Consider the following 20,155-nt stretch of genomic DNA (forward strand, 5'->3'; position numbering starts at 1 on the left):
GACGCCCGCGCAACGGCCGGGGCCGCTGCGCCGGCACTGCCGGTCCTGAGGTGGCACGGCAGCCGTCGGCGCTTGGCTGTTGCGATGCCGAACCAGCGACTGCTGTTACGGATGCGTTCCAAACTCTTGACGCGCGACGTCTGACTGCGTAGACATGACAGCGCAGTCATACGGCTGAGATCATCGAGTTTCAGCGAGCGGCCATCGGGAGACGCCATGACACGACCGGTAGGACGGGGCGGGAGCTCCGCCGCGCCGCGCAGTGTGGATGTGGCCCGGCTGGCGGGGGTGTCGCAGAAGACGGTGTCGCGGGTCTTCAACGACGAGCAGTACGTCTCCGCCGACGTGCGCCGACGCGTTCTCGCGGCCGCTGAAGAGCTCGGCTACCGGCTGAACAACGCGGCCCGGGCCCTTGCCTCCGGACGGACGCGTTCCATCGGTGTGGTGACCCTGGGGACGGCCTTGTACGGTCCCGCGTCGCTGCTCATGGGTGTTGAGCGAGCCGCCCGGGACACGGGATACGCGCTCCGTGTGGTCAACACCTTGGAAGGCGATCCGGGCGGTATAGCCGGTGCCGTGGAGTCACTGCTCGAACAGGGCGTGGACGGCATCGTCATCTCCGAGCCGATCGACGAAGGAATCAACGACGGAGAGGTTTCCATCCACGTCGATGTACCGGTCCTCGCCCTCGGCGCGCCACCGGCATTCGCCGGACCTCGGGTGGTGACCACCGGGGTGGGCGCCGACCTTCTGGCGAGGGTGGCCACCGAGCATCTGCTCGATCTGGGGCACGTGACGGTCCATCACCTCGCCGGTCCACAGCGGTGGTACGCCGCCAGGGACCGTCTCGAGGGGTGGCGAGCGGCTCTGGCGGCACACGACAGGAACGTACCGGCTGTCGTCGAGGGCGACTGGTCGGCCGCGTCGGGATACGCGGCAGGCCGCGAACTGGCCTCCGCCGACGGCGTCACCGCGGTGTTCGCCGCCAACGACGACATGGCCATCGGTCTGATCCGCGCCCTGACCGAAGCCGGCCGGCGCGTACCGGACGACGTCAGCGTCGTCGGTTTCGACGACATCCCGGTCGCCGCCTACGTAACCCCACCCTTGACCACGGTGCGTCAGCCCTTCGACGCCGTGGCGCAAACGGGACTGAGGCTTCTCGTCCATGCCATCGAGAACCCGCACGCGGAACCCTTACTGGCGAGTGACCCACCGGTAGAGCTCGTCGTCCGCACCTCGACCGCGCCCCCGCCGCCCCGGACGACCCCGGGACGTGGGCGGCGCGCGGCCTCCCGTTCGCGTGGCGGCCCGCACGTACCTCCGCACTCGGGCGAAGGCCCACCCACGCACCACTGATCAGCGCCGACCGGCCCGAGGCACACCACTCGTGGCCCGGCCGGCTTGTCACCCCAGGCAGGTCGCGGGGTCGCGGAACGTGCCACTGCTCGGTTCGTTCGGTTCTGTTGCCCCTGGCCGCGCTCCGGTCCCCTGCCCGCGCTCCCGCCAGCCCCACCGCGCTCCCGCCGCCCCGGACGACCCCGGGACGCGGGCGGCGCGCGATCTCCCCATCGCACAGCGGCTCCTGAGCCAGGTTGCCGCACCGGTCTCTGCCTCGAGGCCCCAGTAGCCGCAGCCAGGCTCCCCTTCTCCCCTCCTCCCCTCCCCTCTTCTCCTCCCTTCATCTTCCTTGACTCGCGCGCCGTCGCCAGGCGTGCCGTCACCTTCGCCCATCGGCGGGAGTCCACCATGCCCAGATCCCTCATCAGCCACGCCCAAATCGGCCGTCGGTCCCTTCTCACCGCCGCGGCAGCGGTATCGCTGAGCACCGCGCTGTCCGCGTGCGGCGGCAGCGGCGGCACCGGCGGTTCATCCGCCTCCACCGAGCCGGTCAGCCAGGCCGACATCGACAAGGCGATGAAGACGCCGACCGAGCTGACGTTCTGGACGTGGGTCCCGGACATCCAGCAGGAGATCGCGCTCTTCCAGAAGAAGTACCCGGCCATCAAGGTCAAGGTCGTCAACGCCGGCCAGGGCGTGGCGCACTACACGAAGCTGCGCACGGCGCTCAAGGCAGGCAAGGGCGCTCCCGACGTCGTGCAGATCGAGTACCAGGCGATTCCGACGTTCACGATCACGGACAGCCTGCTGGACCTGCGGCCTTACGGCGCGGCGGAGTTGAAGGACACGTTCGTCGACTGGACCTGGGGGCAGGTCAGCGGCGCGGGCGGTGAAATCTGGGCGATCCCGCAGGACACCGGCCCGATGGGCATGCTGTACCGGCAGGACATCTTCGACGAGTACGGGATCGAGCCGCCGAAAACCTGGGACGAGTTCGCCGCCGCGGCCCGCAAGCTGCACAAGGCCAACCCGAGGATCTACCTGACCAACCTCGCGGCGAACGAGGCCGCCGCCTGGCACGGCCTGCTGTGGCAGGCGGGTGCCAGACCGTACCAGACCTCCGGCAAGAGCGATGTCTCCATCAGCGTCGCCGACGAGACGTCCAGGAAGCTCGCGGCGTACTGGGGCGGGCTCGCGCAGGACGGAGTCATCAGCGCCGACCCGGACTTCACCGATGCCTGGTACGCCGGCCTCAACCAGGGCAAGTACGCCACCTGGATCACCGCGGCGTGGGGACCGGTCTTCCTCTCCGGTTCGGCCAAGTCCACCGCGGGCAAGTGGCGGGCCGCCCCGCTGCCGCAGTGGGACGCCTCCAAGCCGAGCTCGGGCAACTGGGGCGGCTCGACGAGTGCGGTCGTCAAAGCGACCGAGAACCCGATCGCCGCGGCGCAGTTCGCGCAGTTCCTCAACAGCGACCCCGCCAGCGCGAAGCTCTTCGCCACCAAGCAGTCCTTCTTCCCGGCGACGAAGTCACTCCTCGCGGACGACGCCTTCGTCGGCGACACGCCCGCCTTCTACGGCGGTCAGAAGGTCAACCAGGTGTTCGCGGACGTCAGTAGCACGGTCAGCCCCGAGTTCCAGTGGCCGCCGTTCCTCGACCAGGTGGTGACGGACTGGACCGAGACCGTCGGCAAGTCCCTCGCCAAGAAGACCGACACCGTCGGGGCGCTCGACCAGTGGCAGAAGCGGATCACCACGTACGCCAAGGGCCAGGGCTTCACCGTCAAGGCTTCGTGACAGCCTCAACTCCCAGAAAGGCCCGACGATGACTGCCACAACCGCGGCCTCCCGCAAGGACCCGCGCCGAGCAGGGCCGGCGCGTCACCGGCCCGGTGGCCCGCGCCGCGGTGCGGCAGGGCCGCTGTTCGTCGCACCGTTCATGGTGCTGTTCCTTCTGCTCTTCCTCGCTCCGCTCGCCTATGCCGCCTACATCAGCCTGTTCCAGGAAAAGCTCATCGGCGGGACGGCGTTCGTCGGCCTCGACAACTACATAACCGCCGTCAAGGACCCGCTTCTGCGGGACGGCGTCCTGCGGGTCGTGACCTTCTTCCTCATCCAGGTCCCCCTGATGCTGGTCCTGGCGCTGCTCTTCGCGCTCGCGCTCGACAGCGGTCTGCTGCGGCTGGCACGTGTGATCCGGCTGGGCATCTTCGTGCCGTACGCCATCCCGAGCGTGGTCGCCACGCTGATGTGGGGGTATCTCTACGGGCCGGACTTCGGCCCCTTCGCCCAGCTCGGCCGGAACCTCGATCTGCCGGTCCCGCAATTCCTCAGTGACGGCTGGATGCTCGGCAGCCTGGCGAACATCGTGACCTGGGAGTTCGTCGGCTACAACATGATCATCCTGTACGCCGCGCTGCGGACCATCCCCGAGGAGCTGTACGAGGCGGCCGCCGTGGACGGGGCGGGACCCTGGCGGATCGCCTGGTCCATCAAGCTTCCCGCGCTGCGGCCGGCCCTCCTGCTCACCCTGCTGTTCTCCGTGATCGGCAGCTTCCAGCTGTTCAACGAGCCGAAGCTGCTGCAGGCCATCGCCCCGGACGTCATCGACAGCTCCTACACCGCCAACCTCTACTCCTACTCCCTCGCCTTCACCGGCCAGCAGGTCAACTACGCGGCCGCGGTCTCCTTCCTCCTGGGACTGGTCATCGTGATCGTCTCCTACTCCATCCTGCTCACCGCGAACCGCAGGAGGACCCGGTGACCACCATTACTCCCACGGCCACGACCCCGACGGCCCCGAGCGCCGCGGGGAAGGGCGGGACGCGCACGGCACGTGACACCCGGCGCCGCAGGTCGTCGGCCCGCCGCCGCAGCACCCCGCTGACGATCGTCATGCTGGCCGTCCTCGCCTACTTCCTGCTGCCGCTGTTCTGGCTGCTCATCGCCTCGACCAAGAGCACCCAGGACCTCATCAACAGCTTCGGGCTGTGGTTCTCCCGCACCCCGCAGCTGTTCACCAACATCAGGACGACGCTGACCCACGACGACGGCGTCTTCGTGCACTGGCTGCTCAACACCGTGCTGTACGCCGTCGGCAGCGCGCTCGGGGCCGCGCTGCTGGCGGCCGCGGCGGGGTACGGGTTCGCCAAGTTCCGGTTCCGGGGCAACACCGCCGCCTTCAACCTCGTACTCGGCGCCATCATGGTCCCGACCACCGCCCTGGCCATCCCGACCTATCTGCTCTTCGCGAAGGTGGAGCTGGTCAACACCCCCTGGGCCATCGTCCTGCCCTCACTCGTCAGCCCCTTCGGCCTCTACCTCATGCGCATCTACGCGCAGGACGCCGTCCCCGACAGCCTCCTCGAGGCCGCCCGCATCGACGGTGCCGGAGAGGTCCGGATCTTCTGCCAGATCGCGTTGCGGCTACTGGCTCCCGGTCTGGTGACCGTCGTGCTCTTCACTCTCGTCGCGACCTGGAACAACTACTTCCTCCCGCTGATCATGCTCAACGACCCACAGCTGTACCCCATCACGGTCGGGCTCTCCTCCTGGGCGTCCCAGGCGCAGAGCGGCGGGGCGGGCGCCAGCAGCGACATGCTCGCGCTCGTCACGACCGGGTCCCTTATCTCGATCATCCCGCTGGTCGTGGCCTTCCTCCTGCTCCAGCGGTACTGGCAGAGCGGCCTGGCCACCGGCGGCGTCAAGCAGTAACGCGCGTACGCGCCCCCTCACCTCACTCTCTCTCGGAGGCCCTTCCATGGCGGTTCTGCCCGCCCGTGTTCTCTTCGGCGCCGCGTACTACCACGAGTACACGCCCGCCTACGACCCCGAGTCGCGGCTCGAGGAGCGGCTGAAGACCGACCTCGACCTGATGGCCGAGGCGAACTTCACCGTGATCCGGGTCGGCGAGTCGGTCTGGTCGACCTGGGAGCCCGAGAACGGACGCTTCGACCTCGACTGGCTCCAGCCGGTGCTCGACGGAGCCCACGAACGCGGGATCTCCGTCATCCTCGGCACACCGACGTACGCCGCGCCTCCGTGGCTGGCGCGGCAGTACCCGGAGATCACGGGTGAGCACGCCACCGGACAGCGCCTCGGCTGGGGCGCCCGCCAGGAGGTCGACTTCACCCACCCCGCCTTCCGCTTCCACGCCGAGCGGGTGATCCGCAAGATGACCGCCCGGTACGCCGACCACCCCGCGGTCATCGGCTGGCAGGTGGACAACGAGCCGGGCCTGCACCTCTTCCACAACCACGGTGTCTTCCAGCGTTTCGTGGACCACTTGCGCGACAAGTACGGCGACGTCGAGACCCTCAACCGCGAGTGGGGCCTGGTCTACTGGTCGCACCGCCTGTCCACCTGGGCCGACCTGTGGACGCCGGACGGCAACGCCCAGCCCCAGTACGACGTCGCGTGGCGGGAGTTCCAGGCACGCCAGGTGACAGAGTTCATCGGCTGGCAGGCCGACATCGTCCGCGAGTACGCCCAGCCCGAGCACTTCGTCACCACCTGCATCTCCTACACCCGCAGTGGTGTGGAGGACGACGAGATGACGGACGCTCTCGACATCGCCTCGGGCAACCCGTACTACGACATGCAGGACGGACTGCTGCTGCCCGACCCGACGCCCGACGACCACGAGCAGATCTGGAAGACCACCGGCCTCTGGGCGATGTACCAGACCGCGGACTGGATGTTCTCCTCGCGCCAGGAGCCGTTCCTGGTCACCGAGACCAACGCGAACTCCATCGGCTTCCCGTGGGACAACGGCCCCGGATACGACGGCCAGTGGCGGCAGACCGCGTGGGCGCACGTCGCGCGCGGAGCGCGGATGATCGAGTACTGGCAGTGGCAGACGCTGCGCTACGGCGCGGAGACCTACTGGGGCGGCGTCCTTCCGCACAGCGGCCAACCCGGCCGTACGTACGCCGAGATCGCCCGTCTCGGCGCGGAGTTCGACGCCGCGGGCCCTCTGGTGGCCGGTCTTGAGCCGGACGCCGACATCGCGATGGTCTACTCGATGCCGAGCAAGTGGCTGATGCAGAAGTACCCGCCGCTCGCGACCGCCGACGGCGAACCGGACAGCGCCGCCTACCACCGGTTCTTCGACCCCTTCTACCGTGGCGCCTTCGACGCCGGCCGACAGGTGCGTATCGTCCACGCCCGGCAGCTGCACGACCCGCGCGGTGAGCGGGAGGGTCTGACGCCCGAGGAGGGCGCCCGGCGTCACCCCGTGCTCGTCGCCCCGGCGCTGTACGTCGTCGACGACACCACGGTCGACTGGCTGGAGGCCTACGCCCGGGCGGGCGGCCACCTCGTCCTCGGCCCGCGCACCGCCTACGCCGACCACGAGGCCCGGGCTCGCCACGAGGCGGCACCGGGACGGCTGGTCGGGGCCGCGGGCGTCCACTACGACGAGTTCAGCAACGTATCGCACGACGTCCCGCTCCGTGCCGTTCCCGGCGGCCCGCTCCAGCTGCCGGCGAACGCGACGGCGACGCGGTGGATCGACGGCCTCACCGTCACCGATGCCGAGGTGCTCGTCGAGTACGACCACCCGCACTTCGGCCGCTGGCCCGCGGTCACCACCCGCCGCCACGGCGAAGGCCGGGTCACCTGCGTCGGTACGGTGCCCGGCCGCGACCTCGCCCAGGCGCTGGCCGCCTGGATGGCACCGGCCTCCCGCAGCGCGTGGCGGGACCTCCCAGCCTCCGTCACCGCGACGACCGGCACGTCCCCCGACGACCGCCGTGTCCACATCGTCCACAACTGGAGCTGGGAGCCCGCGAGCATTCCCGTCCCGGTGGACCTCTTTGACGCACTGAACGGCACGCCCCTCCCCGCGGGCACGGCGCTGGACCTCGGCGCCTGGGACGTGCGCGTGCTCGTTCAGCCGAACATCTGAGCATCACCAAAGGAGGAACTGTGCAAAGCAGAAAGCTGGGTAAGGCACTCGGAACCTTCGTCGCGGCGTCCGCGATGCTGGCCATACCCGCGTCAGGCGCGCAGGCGTACGACCCGACCGGCGGGACCCTCTATCAGCTCGGAAACGAACCGTGTCTGAAGGGGCGGGGCAACTGCGCGGTCTACCCGAAATCAGCACAGCTGCCGAGCGGACGTCTGGTCGCGTCGTTCGAGAAGTCCACGGTCGTGCCGGAGACGGGAAGCGCCGACAGACAGACTCTCCCGGTCTACAAGAGCGACGACCACGGAACGACGTGGCAGCCGTTGTCCGAGGTCAAGGCTCCGGCGTACCTCTCCAGCGATGACCGGTACGCGAAGTACACGAGCAACTGGACGAACCCTTATCTCTACGCGCTTCCGCAGGACGTCGGGAACCTGAAGAAGGGCACGCTGCTCCTCGCGAGTGTCGTGTCGGGCGACGACTACTACTACCGCGAGCACAAGGCAGCCGACCCGAACTGGACGCCGTCCAACGACGGAGACCGCAAAGACCTGGCGATCGCCCTGTACTCCAGCACCGACGACGGTGCGACGTGGAAGGTCGTCAACGTCATCGCGACCGGCGGATGGCAGGGCGGCAGCGCGGGCGCGGTCGGGCAGAACATAGCCAACGCGAACACGTACAAGCAGGTGGATCCCCTGTGGGAGCCGTACCTCATGGTCTACAAGGGCAAACTTGTCTGCTACTACTCCGACGAGAACGACTACACCGGCTTCGATCAGGCCACCGGCGTCCCGACATTGGACCCCGCGAACGACACAGCCCCGGATTCGCACGGCCAGATTCTCGCCCACAAGACCTGGGACGGCCGCAGCGCTCAGTGGAGCGCACCCGTCGTCGACATCGCGGGACTGACCCAGGACATGGGAGGCGGCAAGAAGGAGATCGGAGGCGGCCGGCCGGGCATGGCGAACGTCGTCCGGACGACGGACGGCAAGTGGCTCCTCCCCTACGAGTACTGGGGCGGCGGAGCCAACACCAGGTTCCGGATCTCCGACGACCCGCTGAAGTTCTACACCGGCTCCCCCACGGGCGAGTCCGTCGCCTCCTTGCCGGTCGCCGCCGGCTCCCGTGCTCTCTCGATGAACGGCAGTCCCGTCATCATCAGACTCCCCGGCGGACGCCTGGTCTACAACGCCGCGGGCAGCGGCAACGTCTGGGTCAACGAGAGCGGACGCAGCGACGGCACGTGGAAGGAGTACCAGACGACCTCGCAGGGCGGCTACAGCCGCAACCTGCAGTATGTCGAGGGCACCGGCCGCATCTCGATACTCAACAACCAGGGCACGTCGACGCTCGCCTACGCCGAGGTCGATCTCGGCCACTCGGACGGCGCCTACTACCAGCTTGTGAACCGGAAGACCGACCAGGTGATCGGCACCGGAAACAAGACCAACGACGCGAACATCGGTAATGGGGACGTTCCTGACGTCGTGCTGGAGGACCCAGGTTCAGCGGCGAACGAGGACACCCAGTACTGGCACGTGGTGACCGAGCCGAATGGCGGCACGACTCTGCTGAACAAGTCGGGCGGCCGCGCGGCAGCCATCTGGACAGGGAACGCGACGGTCGGCCAGCGGATCGGCCAGTGGGTCGACAACAGCGCCACGGGCAGCTGGAACCTCATCAAGACAGAGGACGGCTTCTACAGACTGCAGTCGGTCAAGAACACGAACCTGTACCTGACCGGCGCGTCAGACGGAGCGCCGCTGACCTTGCAGAACGCGGCCACGGACGGCTCGCAGGAATGGGAGCTCGTCCAGTAGATCCGAGGTGTGGGGTGAGCTGACTCGTCAGCTCACCCCAAGTGGGCGAGCTCATCGCTCGTCGAGCAGGCAGAGACCGGCCTTGGCGTTCCTCCGGACGAAGCGCCCCTTGTTGTCGGGCCGGGCGTCCCGCCGGTCGGCCGACGGGACGCCCGGGAGCACGCGACGGCTCAGGGAGTGGTCAGTTCGTAGAAGCCCCTGCCGAACGTCGCTGCCACCAGACGGCGGTGTCCCGCGTCGTACTCGATGTCGTCGACCGGTACCTGCGGCATGCCGCGTCCGAGGCGCAGCCAGCGGCCGCCGGCCGTGCCCCTGGTGAACACGCCCTGGTCGGTGGCGATGTACAGAACGCCGCCCCGCGCGACGACCAGGTCGTTGACGGGCGCCGCCGGGAGGTTGCCCGACAGGTTCCGCCAGTGCCTGCCTCCGTCGGTGCTGCCGTAGACATGGGGGAGGGGGGAGCCGGAGCGGTAGCCGGAGTGCGTGGTCCAGACCCGGTTCGGGTTCTTCGGGTCGACGACCACACGGGTCACCCAGGGGCGCCCCTCGGCCAGTTTCGTCCAGGTCGCCCCCAGGTTCTTGGTGACCCAGACGCGACCGTCGTCCGTTCCGGCGTACAGGGTGCGTCCGTCGTCCGCCGGGGCGATCGAGGTGATGGTGCCGTAGTTGGCGTAGAGGGGGTCGGAACCGGGTCCGCCCGACAGATCGGGGCTGATGGGCTGCCAGGTCTCGCCGCCGTCCGTGGAGCGGTTGACGACTTCGGAGCCGTAGTAGAGGACCTTCGGGTCGCGCGGGTCGAAGACCACCGGCGTGAACCAGTTGCGGCGTTGGTACGTCGTCCTGTCGGCGAAGTACGTGAGCGAGTCGCCGCCGTCGCTGGAGCGGAAGCAGTTGCCGTACTGGTAGCAGGCGAAGACGTTGTTCACGTCGGTCGGGTTGATCAGGTTCTCCTCGCCGTCGCCGCCGAGGTACTCGTTGAACTTCTCCCCGCCCCAGGAGCGCAGCGAGCCGTTGTCCTGGGATCCGCCCGAGATCCTCGTGACGTCCTGGGGGCTGATCGCCGCGCTGTACAGCTGGGTGTACGGCTGGTGGCGGGACTTGACCCAGCCGCCGTCGCCGCCGGAGTCGGAGCGGTAGACACCGCCGTCGTTGCCGAGGTAGACCCGGCCGGGGCGGCGCGGGTCCCACACCATGGCGTGGTGGTCGACGTGCATGCTCGTGTCGTCGGCCGTCCAGCCGGCGCCGCCGTCCTTCGTGGTCAGCAGGGCGACCCCGGCCACGTGCACGTGCTCGGTGTCCCGGGGATCGATCCACACCTTGCCGAACCACCAGCCGAAGCTGGACTGCGAGTCGGCGAGCGCCTGGTTGTCGGGGGTGCGGGTCCAGTTGTCACCGCCGTCGGCGGATGCGTAGAAACCCTCGAAGGAACCATTGGACTTGTTGGCGATCGCGTAGAGCCGGTCACCCGCGACGGCCAGGCCGATGCGTCCCACGTCGGGGCCCCGGTCGGGCAGACCGCCGCCGAGCCGTTGCCAGGTCTCGCCGCCGTCCGTGCTGCGGAAGACGCCGGAGCCCTCACCGCCGTACGTCCGCAGATCGGGGCGGCGGCGTTTGTCCCACAGCACGGCGTACAGCCGGTCGCCGTCCACCACGATCTCGGTGGCGCCGGTGAACTCGTTGGCACCGGCCAGGATTTGCTCCCAGGTGGCGCCGCCGTCCTCCGAGCGGTACACGCCCCGGTCGCCGCCGCCGTTGTACAGAGATCCGGCGGCGGCGACGTAGATGCGTCGGGGGTTGGCGGGGTCGATGGTGATGGCGCTGATCGCACCGGAGTCGCGGAGACCGATCGGCGTCCAGGTCCGGCCGCCGTCCTTGCTCCGGTACAGCCCCGTCCCCTCGTACGTGATGCTGCCGCCGCCCGGATTGGGTTCACCGGTGCCCACGTACAGGGTGCCGTCCGGGGAGGTGGCGACCGCGCCCATGGCCTGCGTCCAACTGTCGGGCCACACCGACTGGAACGTCTCCCCGGCGTCCGTGCTGCGCCACAGCCCGCCGCTCGCGGCCGCCGCGTACAGGGTGTCGGCGCGGTTCGGGTCGAGCGCGAGGGAGACGATCCGCCCGCCGATGTTGGTGGGGCCGACGCCCTTCCAGCGCCCACCGACGGCGGGCAGTTCCGCGGCCTCGGCCGCGGCGAGGTCATGGGCGTGGCGCGGAATCGACTCGCCCGGCAGGGTCTTCTGGAGGTACCGGTACTCCGCCGGGGCGGACGGCCCACGGACCGGTCGGTACACATCCGTCGGCCCGGGTGGTGCGGCGGCCGCCGGAGCCGTGAGCAACGCGGCACCGGTTACCGCGGCGAGAACCAGCGAAAGCAGACCTCTGCCCATGAAAGCCCTTCCATCGTCATGGCCACTTCAAACCGCAATGACGTTATGGGAGACGGGAGTTGAGCAGAAGAGCGCGAGACGGCCGCGGTGACGGGAGGGACGCCAGGGTCTGTGGACGGGACCGTCATGCGTGTCGGGTGATCTGCACCGTCTGCCCCTTCCCGGGGACGACCGCCGTGTCCGTCGCCATCTGGAGGCGGAGGCCGTGGCACACCCGCGCGATACCCCGAGGTGGCCTCCTGAACCTCGCGACCAAGCAGGGCGACCACGCTCGAACTCGGCGTACTCAGCGGGGGGTTGGCAAGGTCGCCCACACGGCGTTGCCTCCGGTGAGTGCCGAGCGGTCGACTCCCCAGGCGTCCGCGATCTGCTGCACGAGGAGCAGCCCGCGGCCGCTCTCGTCGTCGAGGTCCGGGTCGCGTCGGGGGAGAGCGCGGCCCGTGCAGTCACCGTCGTGTACCTCGATGCGGAGGCGCCCGTCCGTGATGAGCCCGGCGCCGCACAGGAACCGCGTACTGACCGTGTGGAGTATCGCGTTGGTGGCCAGCTCCGACAGAAGCAGGACGGCGTCCGCGCACAACTCGCCGGGCAGGTGCCACATGGTGAGGCGCTCCCTCAGGGCGTGGCGGGCGACTTTGACGCTGGTTCGGTCTGCCGGGAGTTCGAGCCAGAGTGCGCTGCCCGGGGCCGCGTGGTCTAAGAGTTGGGGGGAGGGAGGCGTGTGGGGGGACACGGTGGTTGCCTTCCAGCATGGGACGAGCGCAGCGGGGGGATGGGGGGAGAGGTGAGCGACGGCTCTGTCTGAGAGGGGTGTTCCGGCCGGTCCGCGGCTCGAACGCCAGAGCATGCCAACTCCGCTGGGTGTGACGTGAGTTGACAAGAGGTGCGCTCGCGCTTGGTGGGATCGCTCACACAAGTAACTATGCTCGCAGTTGCGTTCACGCTGCAACAGGCTGCCTGATAATTTCAGGAAGGCGATATCCGGCTGGTGCCATCAGCAAGTCGCTGTCAGACTCGTAGTGGTGACGGTTCCTCAGGAGGTAGAGCGTGAGCGAAACTCGTTCGGGCTCAGGCACCAGTGCGCCCACCGTTCTCCGCATGATCCTGGGCAGCCGGCTGCAGGAACTGCGGCGAGGCGCGGGGGTGTCGCTGGAGGACGCGGCGAAGGCCCTGCACGTCAAGCCTCTGACCATCCGCCGTCTGGAGAAGGCGGAGGTGGCCCTGAAGACCCTCTACGTCGAGAGGCTGCTGCAGACGTACGGGGCCGAACAGGGGGAGATCGACGAGTTCATCGCACTGGCCGAGCGGGCGAACGAGCCTGGCTGGTGGCACGCGTACCGCGATGTGCTGCCCGGCTGGTTCAGTGCCTATGTGAGCCTGGAGACCGGCGCCAGGACCCTGCGCACGTATGAGCCCCAGTACGTCACGGGGTTGCTGCAGACATACGGGTATGCGCGCGCCGTCCTGCGCGGGGGCTTCCCCAACGACAGCGCGGAGGATCTGGAGCGGCGGGTCGATCTGCGGCTTCGCCGGCAGAGCCTGTTGGAGAGACCCGACGCGCCCACTCTGTGGGTGGTGATGGAGGAGGCGGTGCTGCACCGGGTGGTGGGCGGCGCCGAGGTGATGCGGGAGCAGATCGACCGGCTTCTGGAGGTCTCGGAGCTGGACCATGTAGGTGTCGACATCGTGCCGTTCTCCGCGGGCGCCCACGTCGGGGCATGCGCCCCCTTCACCTACTTCCGGTTCGAGGAGCCGGAGCTGCCCGACATCGTGTACAGCGAGATCCTCTCCGGCTCGATGTACCTGGACCAGCGCTCCGACGTCGCCGCCCATCTCGAGGCGCACAACCGGATGTCCCTGCTGACCTCGTCGGCGGACAGCAAGGCCCTCTTGCACCGCATGCGCAAGGAGTACTCATGACCAGCACCGACGGCAGTGCCAACAACGGGATGTCCGCGTCGGACCTCGACGAGCAGGGCTGGGAGCGTCCATGGAGCGGTCCCAACGGGGGCCAGTGCGTGGAGATGAAGCGACTCGCCGACGGACGCGTCGCGATGCGGCAGTCGACCGACCCCGCCGGTCCCGTGCTGATCTACACACCGGAGGAGATCACCGCGTTCGTCGCGGGGGTCAAGCAGGGCCTCGCCGACCATCTGACGGCCGGCTGAACCAGACCGTGCACGGGAGGGACGCCGGCCGGCCCCGGCTGCGACCTGCCCGGCACGCCGACGCACACCACGAAGAGGACAGATGACCACCCCCCACACCACCCGAGACATCGACACCAGCAGGCCGCACTCCGCCCGTATGTACGACTACTACCTCGGCGGCAAGGACCACTTCGACGTCGACAAGCGAGCAGCCGAGACCGTCGCCGCGGCCTATCCCGGCATCTTCGTGTGCGCCAGGGAGAACCGGGCCTTCATGCACCGGGCAACCCGGGTCCTCGCACAGGAGCACGGCATCCGCCAGTGGCTCGACATAGGCACCGGCATTCCCACCGAACCGAACCTGCACCGGGTGGCGCAGTCCGTGGTTCCCGACGCCAGGGTGCTCTACGCCGACAACGACCCCCTCGTGCTCAAGTACGCCGAGCGCTTGATGCGCAGCACGCCTGAGGGCCGTACCGCCTACATCGAGGCGGACATCAACGAGCCCGAGGCGCTCCTGGACGCCCCCGAGCTGGCCGAGGTCCTGGACCTGGGCCGACCCGTGGCGCTGTCCATGAACGCCCTCATGCACTTCGTCACCGACGCCCGGGATCCCTACGGGATCGTCGCCCGGCTGCTGGGCGCCCTCCCCTCGGGCAGCGCCCTGGCCCTGAGCCACTGCACGCCCGACTTCGACCCGCCCACTTGGGAGAAGGTCACCGAGATCTACACAAACGCGGGTACGCCAGTGCAGTTCCGCCCACGGAAGGACGTAGTCCGCTTCTTCGACGGGCTCGACCTGCTCGACCCCGGCGTCACCGTCGGCCACCGCTGGCGTCCGGACTCCTCGGACGGCGACGCCGCCACGACGGAGCCGCCCACGGATGCTCAGGTCAGTCTGTGGACCGGGGTGGGCATCAAACCGTAGCCGAGTCCCGGACACGCGGGTGAGCCGCTCGACTGCGGCTCACCCGCGCGCCTTGCTACGGCCGTACAGCGGCCCCGGGAGCCGCGGCTCGTGGGCCGCCTCAGGCAGCCGGGGCCGGGTAGGTGGGGTACTCCACCCCGGAGACGTGCTGGACCACGCGGATGACCTGGCAGGAGTAGCCGAACTCGTTGTCGTACCACAGGTAGAGGATCGCGTTGTTTCCCTCGACCTTGGAGGCGCCGGCGTCGACGATCGAGGCGTGGCGTGAGCCGATGAAGTCGCTGGAGACGGCGTCGGGGGCGGTGGTGAAGTCGATCTGGCGCTTCAGCGGCGAGGTCAGCGACACGTTGCGGAGGTAGTCGAGGACCTCCTCGCGGGTGGTCTCCCGCGACAGCTGCAGGTTGAGGATCGCGATCGAGACGTCCGGCACCGGAACGCGGATCGAGCTCCCGGTGATCCTCGCCTTGAGGTCGGGCAGCGCCTTGGTGACGGCCGATGCCGCGCCGGTCTCGGTGATGACCATGTTGAGCGGCGCGGAGCGGCCACGGCGGTCGGAGCTGTGGTAATTGTCCAGCAGGTTCTGGTCGTTGGTGAACGAGTGGACCGTCTCCACGTGGCCGCGCACGACGCCGTACTCGTCCGCCATCGCCTTGAGCGGCGGGACGATCGCGTTGGTGGTGCAGGACGCGCAGGACAGGATCTGCTCGTCCGGCTTGATCATGTCGTGGTTGACGCCATGGACGACGTTGGGGATGTCGCCCTTGCCCGGCGCGGTCAGGACGACCTTGTCGATGCCGGGGCGCAGGTGCTGCGACAGGCCTTCGCGGTCGCGCCACTTCCCGGTGTTGTCGATGAGGATGGCGTCCTTGATGCCGTACGCCGTGTAGTCGACCTCCGACGGGTCGTTGGCGTGGATCACCTTGATCTCGTTGCCGTTGGCGACGATCGTGCTCTTCGCCTCGTCGACGGTGATCGTGCCCTGGAACTGGCCGTGGATGGAGTCGCGGCGCAGCAGGGAGGCGCGCTTGACGAGGTCCTCGGCGGCCCGGTCGCCGCCCTGGCGGACGACGATGGCGCGCAGCCGCAGGCCGTTGCCGGAGCCGGCCTTCTCGATGAGCAGGCGGGCGACGAGGCGGCCGATGCGGCCGAAGCCGTAGAGGACGACGTCGCGCGGCTCACGGCGCTCGATCTTGTCGGCACCCGTGGCGCCGGCGACGGCCTCGGCGGTGAACTCCCCGACCGAGAGGCCGCGGCCGTCGGTCTTGTACGTCGCGGCGAGCATGCCGATGTCGATCTGGGAAGGGCCGAGATCGAGTGCGATGAGAGCCCGCAGGAACGGCAGCGTGTCGGTCACCGAGAGTTCCTCGCCGGCGATCTGCCGGGCGAATCGGTGCGTCTTGAGGATGCTGACCACCGACTTGTTCACCAAGGAGCGGCTGTGGAGCAGGACCGTGACGTCCCGTTCCCGGTGCAACTTCCCGATCATCGGGATCATCGACTCCGCGATCTCCTCGCGGTTCTTCCAGTTGGTGAACGAGTCGTCATTGACAGTCACAAAATTATCTTTCGAGCTAGGAGGCGCTCATATGTTAACCCCCTGTCACTTTGGTCATTCAAGTGGTGTCACCTGGGCGGGAGAGGCCCCGATCCAGGCGGTCCTGGACGGTCAGGCCTTCCGTCCAGGTGACGGCCTTGCCGCAGAAACGCTCACGCCACCCTGCGGGCCTCGACGAGTCGGAGCCGGACTGGAGGAAGGGCGCGATCGGCCCCGAGTGGACCGTGATGTCCGGAATGTTGCCTTCCGTTGTTGTGGACACCCTTGACACGTGCGTACTGGTTCGCGACGTTTGAGCCTCGCCGAACATTTCGAACCTCGGTTGTGGACCGTGGAACGAGCGCGTACACGGCGTGGATCAGCGATGCCCGGAGTAGTGGCAGGACGCGAACAGCGCGTCATGGGGGGAACGGGGGGCGGTCGCCCATGCGATCCATGAGCAGTGCTCCACACGCCTCACCGGCCTGTGCCGCGACCGGTACATGTCGCGCGGAGTCTGTGGAGGGGCGGTTGATCTGAGGTGGACATCACTATCCACAGACCCGACGAGCTGAGCGGCTCGCTTCGCCAGGTCTGGCACCGGGCGATGGACGAGTCGCCCGAATACGCCAACCCTTTCCTGGCACCGGAGTTCGCGGCCGGTATCGGCAGGTACCACGGTGGGGCGCAGGTGGCCGTCCTGCGCGAGAAGGGGCAGCCCGTCGGCTTCTTCCCGTACGAGCGCAACTCCTTCGGCGTCGGCCGGGCCATCGGCCTCGGACTCTCCGACTGCCAGGCCCTCGTGCACCTCCCCGGGGTCACCTGGGACCCCCAGGAACTGCTGCGGGCCAGCGGGCTGTCCGTCTTCGAGTTCGACCACCTCGTCGAGGAGCAGAGACCGTTCGGCAGATACGTCACGGGGATGTTCGCCTCACCGGTGATCGACCTGGAGCACAGCGCCGGCAGCTACCCGGAATGGCTGCGCGCCACGTACCCGGGGCTGGCCAAGACGACGCTGAAAAAGGAACGCCGCGTAGGACGTGACGTGGGCGAAGTGCGGTTCGTCTTCGACGAGCGCGATCCGCGGCTGCTGCGCAGGCTCATGGAGTGGAAGTCCGCCCAGTACCGCAGGACGGGACGGATGGACCGGTTCGCGCGCCCGTGGATCGTCGACCTGGTGGACCACCTCTTCCAGCTCCGCGACGAGCACTTCACGGGTGTGCTGTCCGTGCTGTACGCCGACGACCGGCCGGTGGCCGCGCACTTCGGGCCGAGATCGCGTTCGGTGTTCGCATGCTGGTTCACCGCGTACGACCCCGAGTTCCGCTACTACTCGCCCGGGCTGATCATGCACCTCCGGATGGCCGAGGCGGCGGGTCGGCAGGGCGTGCGGGTCATGGACTTCGGACGCGGTGACAAGGAGTACAAGGACTGGCTCAAGACCCGCGAGCTGCGGGTGGGCGAAGGGTTCGCGACCCGCCCCCACCCGGTGGCGGCGGCACATCGGCTGTGGCGCAGACCGGTGCGCGGCCTGCGGAACACGGTCCTGGCCCATCCCACACTGCGGGAGCCGGCCGACCGGCTGCTGAAGACGGTCGGCACGTTACGCACGCCGGGCCGGGCGGACTCCGGCGGAGCGGCACCGCGCGCACGCTGAGCGGGCTTCGCACTCCCGCCTTTCGCACCGTGTTCCCGTCGTCTCGACCGGCCGTCGCGGCCTCCTCCCGGCCCACGGCGCCCCCGTGACGGCGAGAGCCGCCCTGCCGGAAGCCCGCCCGGCCCTGATCGACGCTCGCGAGAGCGCCCCGCGCCCCTCAGAGCACTCTTCGAGTCGACGACTCATGGACTCGTCGACTCGACAGCCCTTCGGAGGAAGAGGTGACGATGCCGTATGGATCGCGGCTCGCCGGGATGATGACACGGCGGCTGGGACGCGAATGCGTCTACACGCCCTCGGCACGGCTGGCTCTGTACCTGGCGCTGCGGCACTGGTGCCGACCGGGCGCACGGGTGCTGATGTCACCGGTGAACGACGACGTGATCCTCTTCGTGGTCCTCGCGGCCGGGCTGCGCCCGGTCCAGGCCCCGGTTTGCGTATGGGACGGCAACATCGACCCGGCAGCCGTACCTGAATCGACCTGGCGGAACGTGGACGCCGTCCTGACCACGAACCTGTACGGGATGCCGGACCGTGTAGTTGAACTGCGGCGTCGCTGCGATGAGTTGGGGATCCCCCTGTTCGAGGACGCGGCGCACGCGATCGGCACGCACGTGGACGGGCAGCCGATCGGGACGTTCGGGAAGGCGGCGGCCTTCAGCCTGTCCAAGCACGTGGCGGCGACGGCCGGCGGCTTCCTCGCCGTCGAGGACGCGCGCACCCGACGGGAGTTGGAGCTGCTGCGCGACGATCTCCTGGCACCGCGCCGCCTCCGCGGCGACCTGACCACGACGCTCCGGCCGCTGGCGCGTTCAGCCGTACGCACCCTTCACCTGGTGCGTCCCGTGTGGCGGACCCTGCAACGCCTCGGGATGCTGGAACGCGACGACTACCGCATGGCCCTGCACGCGCCGCGGCTCTCCGCCTGCGCGCGTCAGGCGCCGGACCTGGCCGCGTACGAACCGTGGGTGCGCGTCGACCTGCACGGCTACCGCTCCCGCCACGGGGCCGTGGTCCGTGGTCAGTTGGCGCTGCGGATGGCCCGAGTCGACGACGACCTCACCCGGCGCAGGGTCGGCGTCTCACTGCTGTCGGGTACGGCCTGGGCCTCTCCGGCACTCCGCGACCGGGCAGTACACGAGCGTCCTCGTCCCCTCTTCCGGGTTCCGCTCCTGGTCCACGACCGCGACGCCCTCGTGGAACGTCTGGTGCGGCACGGCGTGGTCGCCGGGTACGTCTACGACCCGCCGCTCGACGACTACGCGGGCGCGGAGTTCGTCGAACCGTCCCCCGACCCGTCGGCCGCCCGCTGGTTCGCCTCCCACGTGCTTCCGGCCGATCCGCTCCTGGCCCACAAGATCACCAACGCCCTGACGAGGGAACAGGCGACCACCGCGCACCCCTCGATCCCCACCCCCGGCCCCAGCCCCACTCCCATCCCGGACACCACGCCCCCGACGCCCCTGGGTCAGTGAGACGAGTCGGCAGGCCGGCACCCGGAAGGCGGCGCGGTGGTACGGGCAGCGCGGTGCGCACTTGGTGCCGGCCCGCACCACCAGGCGGTCAGGGAACGGGCAGGGCGAGGACCACGTTGTGGCCGCCGAAGGCGAAGGAGTTGGACAGCACGGCCGAGACCGCGGCGTCGCGGGGTTCACGCCTGACCAGGTCCGGGCCGATGGCCGGGTCGGGGTAGTCGAGGTTGGCCGTGGGCGGGACCCGAACCGGATGCCGGTGATCGCTGGTCGTGGCCGTCGTCGTCGCCTCCGCCTCCGCCTCGGTGGGGGCTCAGTACCCCGGACGACTTCGGCGACTCGCCCCCACCCGGCGAGAGGGCCGGCGGACGCGACGGTTCGTTGGTTCGTCCTGTCAGGGATGTGCACGCTGTGTGGTCATGGCGTCGGGGACGATAAGTAGTGCTGCCACGTCACGTCCGCGATGCGCGCACCGTGCTACGCTTGAGACTAGTTGCAGTTGTGGTTCCCGTAGACTCCAAGTGCCTTTGATGACTTTATGTCATCGGGCACTTTTCTATTTCCGGTGTTGTTTTCCGGGCGGGGTTCATTGCGGCGACGTGGGGGTTCACGCGGTGTGGACCCTTGGGCACCGCCCCGAAGGAGATTTTTGCATGGCTACTGGCACCGTTAAGTGGTTCAACTCGGAAAAGGGCTTCGGCTTCATTGAGCAGGACGGTGGCGGCCCGGACGTCTTCGCTCACTACTCGAACATTGCCGCCCAGGGCTTCCGCGAGCTCCAGGAAGGCCAGAAGGTGAACTTCGACGTCACGCAGGGCCAGAAGGGCCCGCAGGCGGAGAACATCACTCCCGCCTGACGCTGAAGCGTATGAGGCAGCTGGGGCCCCCACCTTGCGGTGGGGCCCCAGCTTGCTGCTTTTTGTGGAGTCTGCCCGACGTGCCGTGATGGCCG

General features: G+C 68.8%; 16 protein-coding genes. 12 read left to right on the forward strand and 4 right to left on the reverse strand.

Translation table 11 applies throughout. The features are described 5' to 3' along the window. The first annotated feature begins 216 nt into the window (after positions 1-216). The 6 genes from ACTWQR_RS28610 to ACTWQR_RS28635 all read left to right on the forward strand — a co-directional run bounded on the left by ACTWQR_RS28610 (position 217) and on the right by ACTWQR_RS28635 (position 9,075). Complete coding sequence (locus ACTWQR_RS28610) at positions 217-1,359, forward strand: LacI family DNA-binding transcriptional regulator (RefSeq protein ID WP_443230063.1); 1,143 nt, start codon at positions 217-219, stop codon at positions 1,357-1,359. A 390-nt stretch (positions 1,360-1,749) separates the two neighbouring features. Continuing rightward, positions 1,750-3,138 carry an ABC transporter substrate-binding protein gene (locus ACTWQR_RS28615; RefSeq protein WP_443230064.1) on the forward strand — a complete coding sequence of 463 codons (1,389 nt, stop codon included), beginning with the start codon at positions 1,750-1,752 and terminating at the stop codon, positions 3,136-3,138. 28 nt (positions 3,139-3,166) lie between these two features. Next, positions 3,167-4,105, forward strand: coding sequence for a carbohydrate ABC transporter permease (locus tag ACTWQR_RS28620; protein ID WP_443230065.1), 939 nt, complete (start codon positions 3,167-3,169; stop codon positions 4,103-4,105). Further along, a complete protein-coding gene (locus ACTWQR_RS28625; protein ID WP_443230066.1) occupies positions 4,102-5,055 on the forward strand; it encodes a carbohydrate ABC transporter permease in 954 nt (317 codons plus the stop codon). The genes ACTWQR_RS28620 and ACTWQR_RS28625 overlap by 4 nt, the downstream gene beginning before the upstream one ends. A gap of 46 nt (positions 5,056-5,101) precedes the next feature. Next, complete coding sequence (locus tag ACTWQR_RS28630) at positions 5,102-7,249, forward strand: beta-galactosidase (RefSeq protein WP_443230067.1); 2,148 nt, start codon at positions 5,102-5,104, stop codon at positions 7,247-7,249. A gap of 74 nt (positions 7,250-7,323) precedes the next feature. Beyond that, positions 7,324-9,075, forward strand: coding sequence for an RICIN domain-containing protein (locus ACTWQR_RS28635; RefSeq protein WP_443230130.1), 1,752 nt, complete (start codon positions 7,324-7,326; stop codon positions 9,073-9,075). A gap of 170 nt (positions 9,076-9,245) precedes the next feature. Here ACTWQR_RS28635 and ACTWQR_RS28640 read toward each other — a convergent pair whose 3' ends face one another. Beyond that, positions 9,246-11,462 carry a WD40/YVTN/BNR-like repeat-containing protein gene (locus tag ACTWQR_RS28640; protein WP_443230068.1) on the reverse strand — a complete coding sequence of 739 codons (2,217 nt, stop codon included), beginning with the start codon at positions 11,460-11,462 and terminating at the stop codon, positions 9,246-9,248. A gap of 286 nt (positions 11,463-11,748) precedes the next feature. After that, entirely contained in the window at positions 11,749-12,063 is a 315-nt protein-coding gene (locus tag ACTWQR_RS28645) for an ATP-binding protein (RefSeq protein ID WP_443230069.1), read from the reverse strand. 446 nt (positions 12,064-12,509) lie between these two features. Here ACTWQR_RS28645 and ACTWQR_RS28650 point away from each other — a divergent pair, with 446 nt between their 5' ends. The 3 genes from ACTWQR_RS28650 to ACTWQR_RS28660 all read left to right on the forward strand — a co-directional run bounded on the left by ACTWQR_RS28650 (position 12,510) and on the right by ACTWQR_RS28660 (position 14,540). Beyond that, a complete protein-coding gene (locus ACTWQR_RS28650; protein WP_443230070.1) occupies positions 12,510-13,382 on the forward strand; it encodes a helix-turn-helix domain-containing protein in 873 nt (290 codons plus the stop codon). Next, on the forward strand, positions 13,379-13,630 hold the full coding sequence (locus ACTWQR_RS28655) for a DUF397 domain-containing protein (protein WP_443230071.1): 252 nt from the start codon (positions 13,379-13,381) through the stop codon (positions 13,628-13,630). Before ACTWQR_RS28650 ends, ACTWQR_RS28655 begins: the two co-directional genes overlap by 4 nt. An 82-nt stretch (positions 13,631-13,712) precedes the next feature. Further along, positions 13,713-14,540 (forward strand): SAM-dependent methyltransferase, encoded by an 828-nt coding sequence (locus ACTWQR_RS28660; protein ID WP_443230072.1) that lies wholly within the window; start codon positions 13,713-13,715, stop codon positions 14,538-14,540. 100 nt (positions 14,541-14,640) lie between these two features. Here ACTWQR_RS28660 and ACTWQR_RS28665 read toward each other — a convergent pair whose 3' ends face one another. Together ACTWQR_RS28665 and ACTWQR_RS28670 are read right to left on the reverse strand one after the other, a co-directional pair. Next, positions 14,641-16,095, reverse strand: a complete 1,455-nt coding sequence (locus ACTWQR_RS28665) for a glyceraldehyde-3-phosphate dehydrogenase (protein WP_443230073.1) — start codon at positions 16,093-16,095, stop codon at positions 14,641-14,643. Positions 16,096-16,153: 58 nt separating this feature from the next. After that, the gene (locus ACTWQR_RS28670) at positions 16,154-16,357 is read right to left on the reverse strand and encodes a hypothetical protein (protein WP_443230074.1); all 204 of its coding nucleotides are present in this window, start codon (positions 16,355-16,357) and stop codon (positions 16,154-16,156) included. A gap of 258 nt (positions 16,358-16,615) precedes the next feature. Between ACTWQR_RS28670 and ACTWQR_RS28675 the strand changes: the two genes are divergently transcribed. From ACTWQR_RS28675 to ACTWQR_RS28685, 3 genes are all read left to right on the forward strand, one after another. Beyond that, positions 16,616-17,731 carry a GNAT family N-acetyltransferase gene (locus ACTWQR_RS28675; RefSeq protein ID WP_443230075.1) on the forward strand — a complete coding sequence of 372 codons (1,116 nt, stop codon included), beginning with the start codon at positions 16,616-16,618 and terminating at the stop codon, positions 17,729-17,731. A gap of 227 nt (positions 17,732-17,958) precedes the next feature. Next, positions 17,959-19,206 (forward strand): DegT/DnrJ/EryC1/StrS family aminotransferase, encoded by a 1,248-nt coding sequence (locus tag ACTWQR_RS28680; RefSeq protein WP_443230076.1) that lies wholly within the window; start codon positions 17,959-17,961, stop codon positions 19,204-19,206. Positions 19,207-19,856: 650 nt separating this feature from the next. Beyond that, entirely contained in the window at positions 19,857-20,060 is a 204-nt protein-coding gene (locus ACTWQR_RS28685; protein WP_079664111.1) for a cold-shock protein, read from the forward strand. The last annotated feature ends 95 nt before the right edge of the window (positions 20,061-20,155 follow it).

Origin of the sequence: Streptomyces sp. 2A115, from assembly GCF_052245575.1 — a bacterium.
Classification (GTDB): domain Bacteria; phylum Actinomycetota; class Actinomycetes; order Streptomycetales; family Streptomycetaceae; genus Streptomyces.

Coding starts and splice junctions, on each gene's coding strand:
- ACTWQR_RS28610 (WP_443230063.1), top strand. CDS start 217: ATGACACGACCGGTAGGACGGGGCGGGAGCTCCGCCGCGCCGCGCAGT.
- ACTWQR_RS28615 (WP_443230064.1), top strand. CDS start 1,750: ATGCCCAGATCCCTCATCAGCCACGCCCAAATCGGCCGTCGGTCCCTT.
- ACTWQR_RS28620 (WP_443230065.1), top strand. CDS start 3,167: ATGACTGCCACAACCGCGGCCTCCCGCAAGGACCCGCGCCGAGCAGGG.
- ACTWQR_RS28630 (WP_443230067.1), top strand. CDS start 5,102: ATGGCGGTTCTGCCCGCCCGTGTTCTCTTCGGCGCCGCGTACTACCAC.
- ACTWQR_RS28635 (WP_443230130.1), top strand. CDS start 7,324: ATGCTGGCCATACCCGCGTCAGGCGCGCAGGCGTACGACCCGACCGGC.
- ACTWQR_RS28640 (WP_443230068.1), bottom strand. CDS start 11,462: ATGGGCAGAGGTCTGCTTTCGCTGGTTCTCGCCGCGGTAACCGGTGCC.
- ACTWQR_RS28645 (WP_443230069.1), bottom strand. CDS start 12,063: ATGTGGCACCTGCCCGGCGAGTTGTGCGCGGACGCCGTCCTGCTTCTG.
- ACTWQR_RS28655 (WP_443230071.1), top strand. CDS start 13,379: ATGACCAGCACCGACGGCAGTGCCAACAACGGGATGTCCGCGTCGGAC.
- ACTWQR_RS28660 (WP_443230072.1), top strand. CDS start 13,713: ATGACCACCCCCCACACCACCCGAGACATCGACACCAGCAGGCCGCAC.
- ACTWQR_RS28680 (WP_443230076.1), top strand. CDS start 17,959: ATGCCGTATGGATCGCGGCTCGCCGGGATGATGACACGGCGGCTGGGA.
- ACTWQR_RS28685 (WP_079664111.1), top strand. CDS start 19,857: ATGGCTACTGGCACCGTTAAGTGGTTCAACTCGGAAAAGGGCTTCGGC.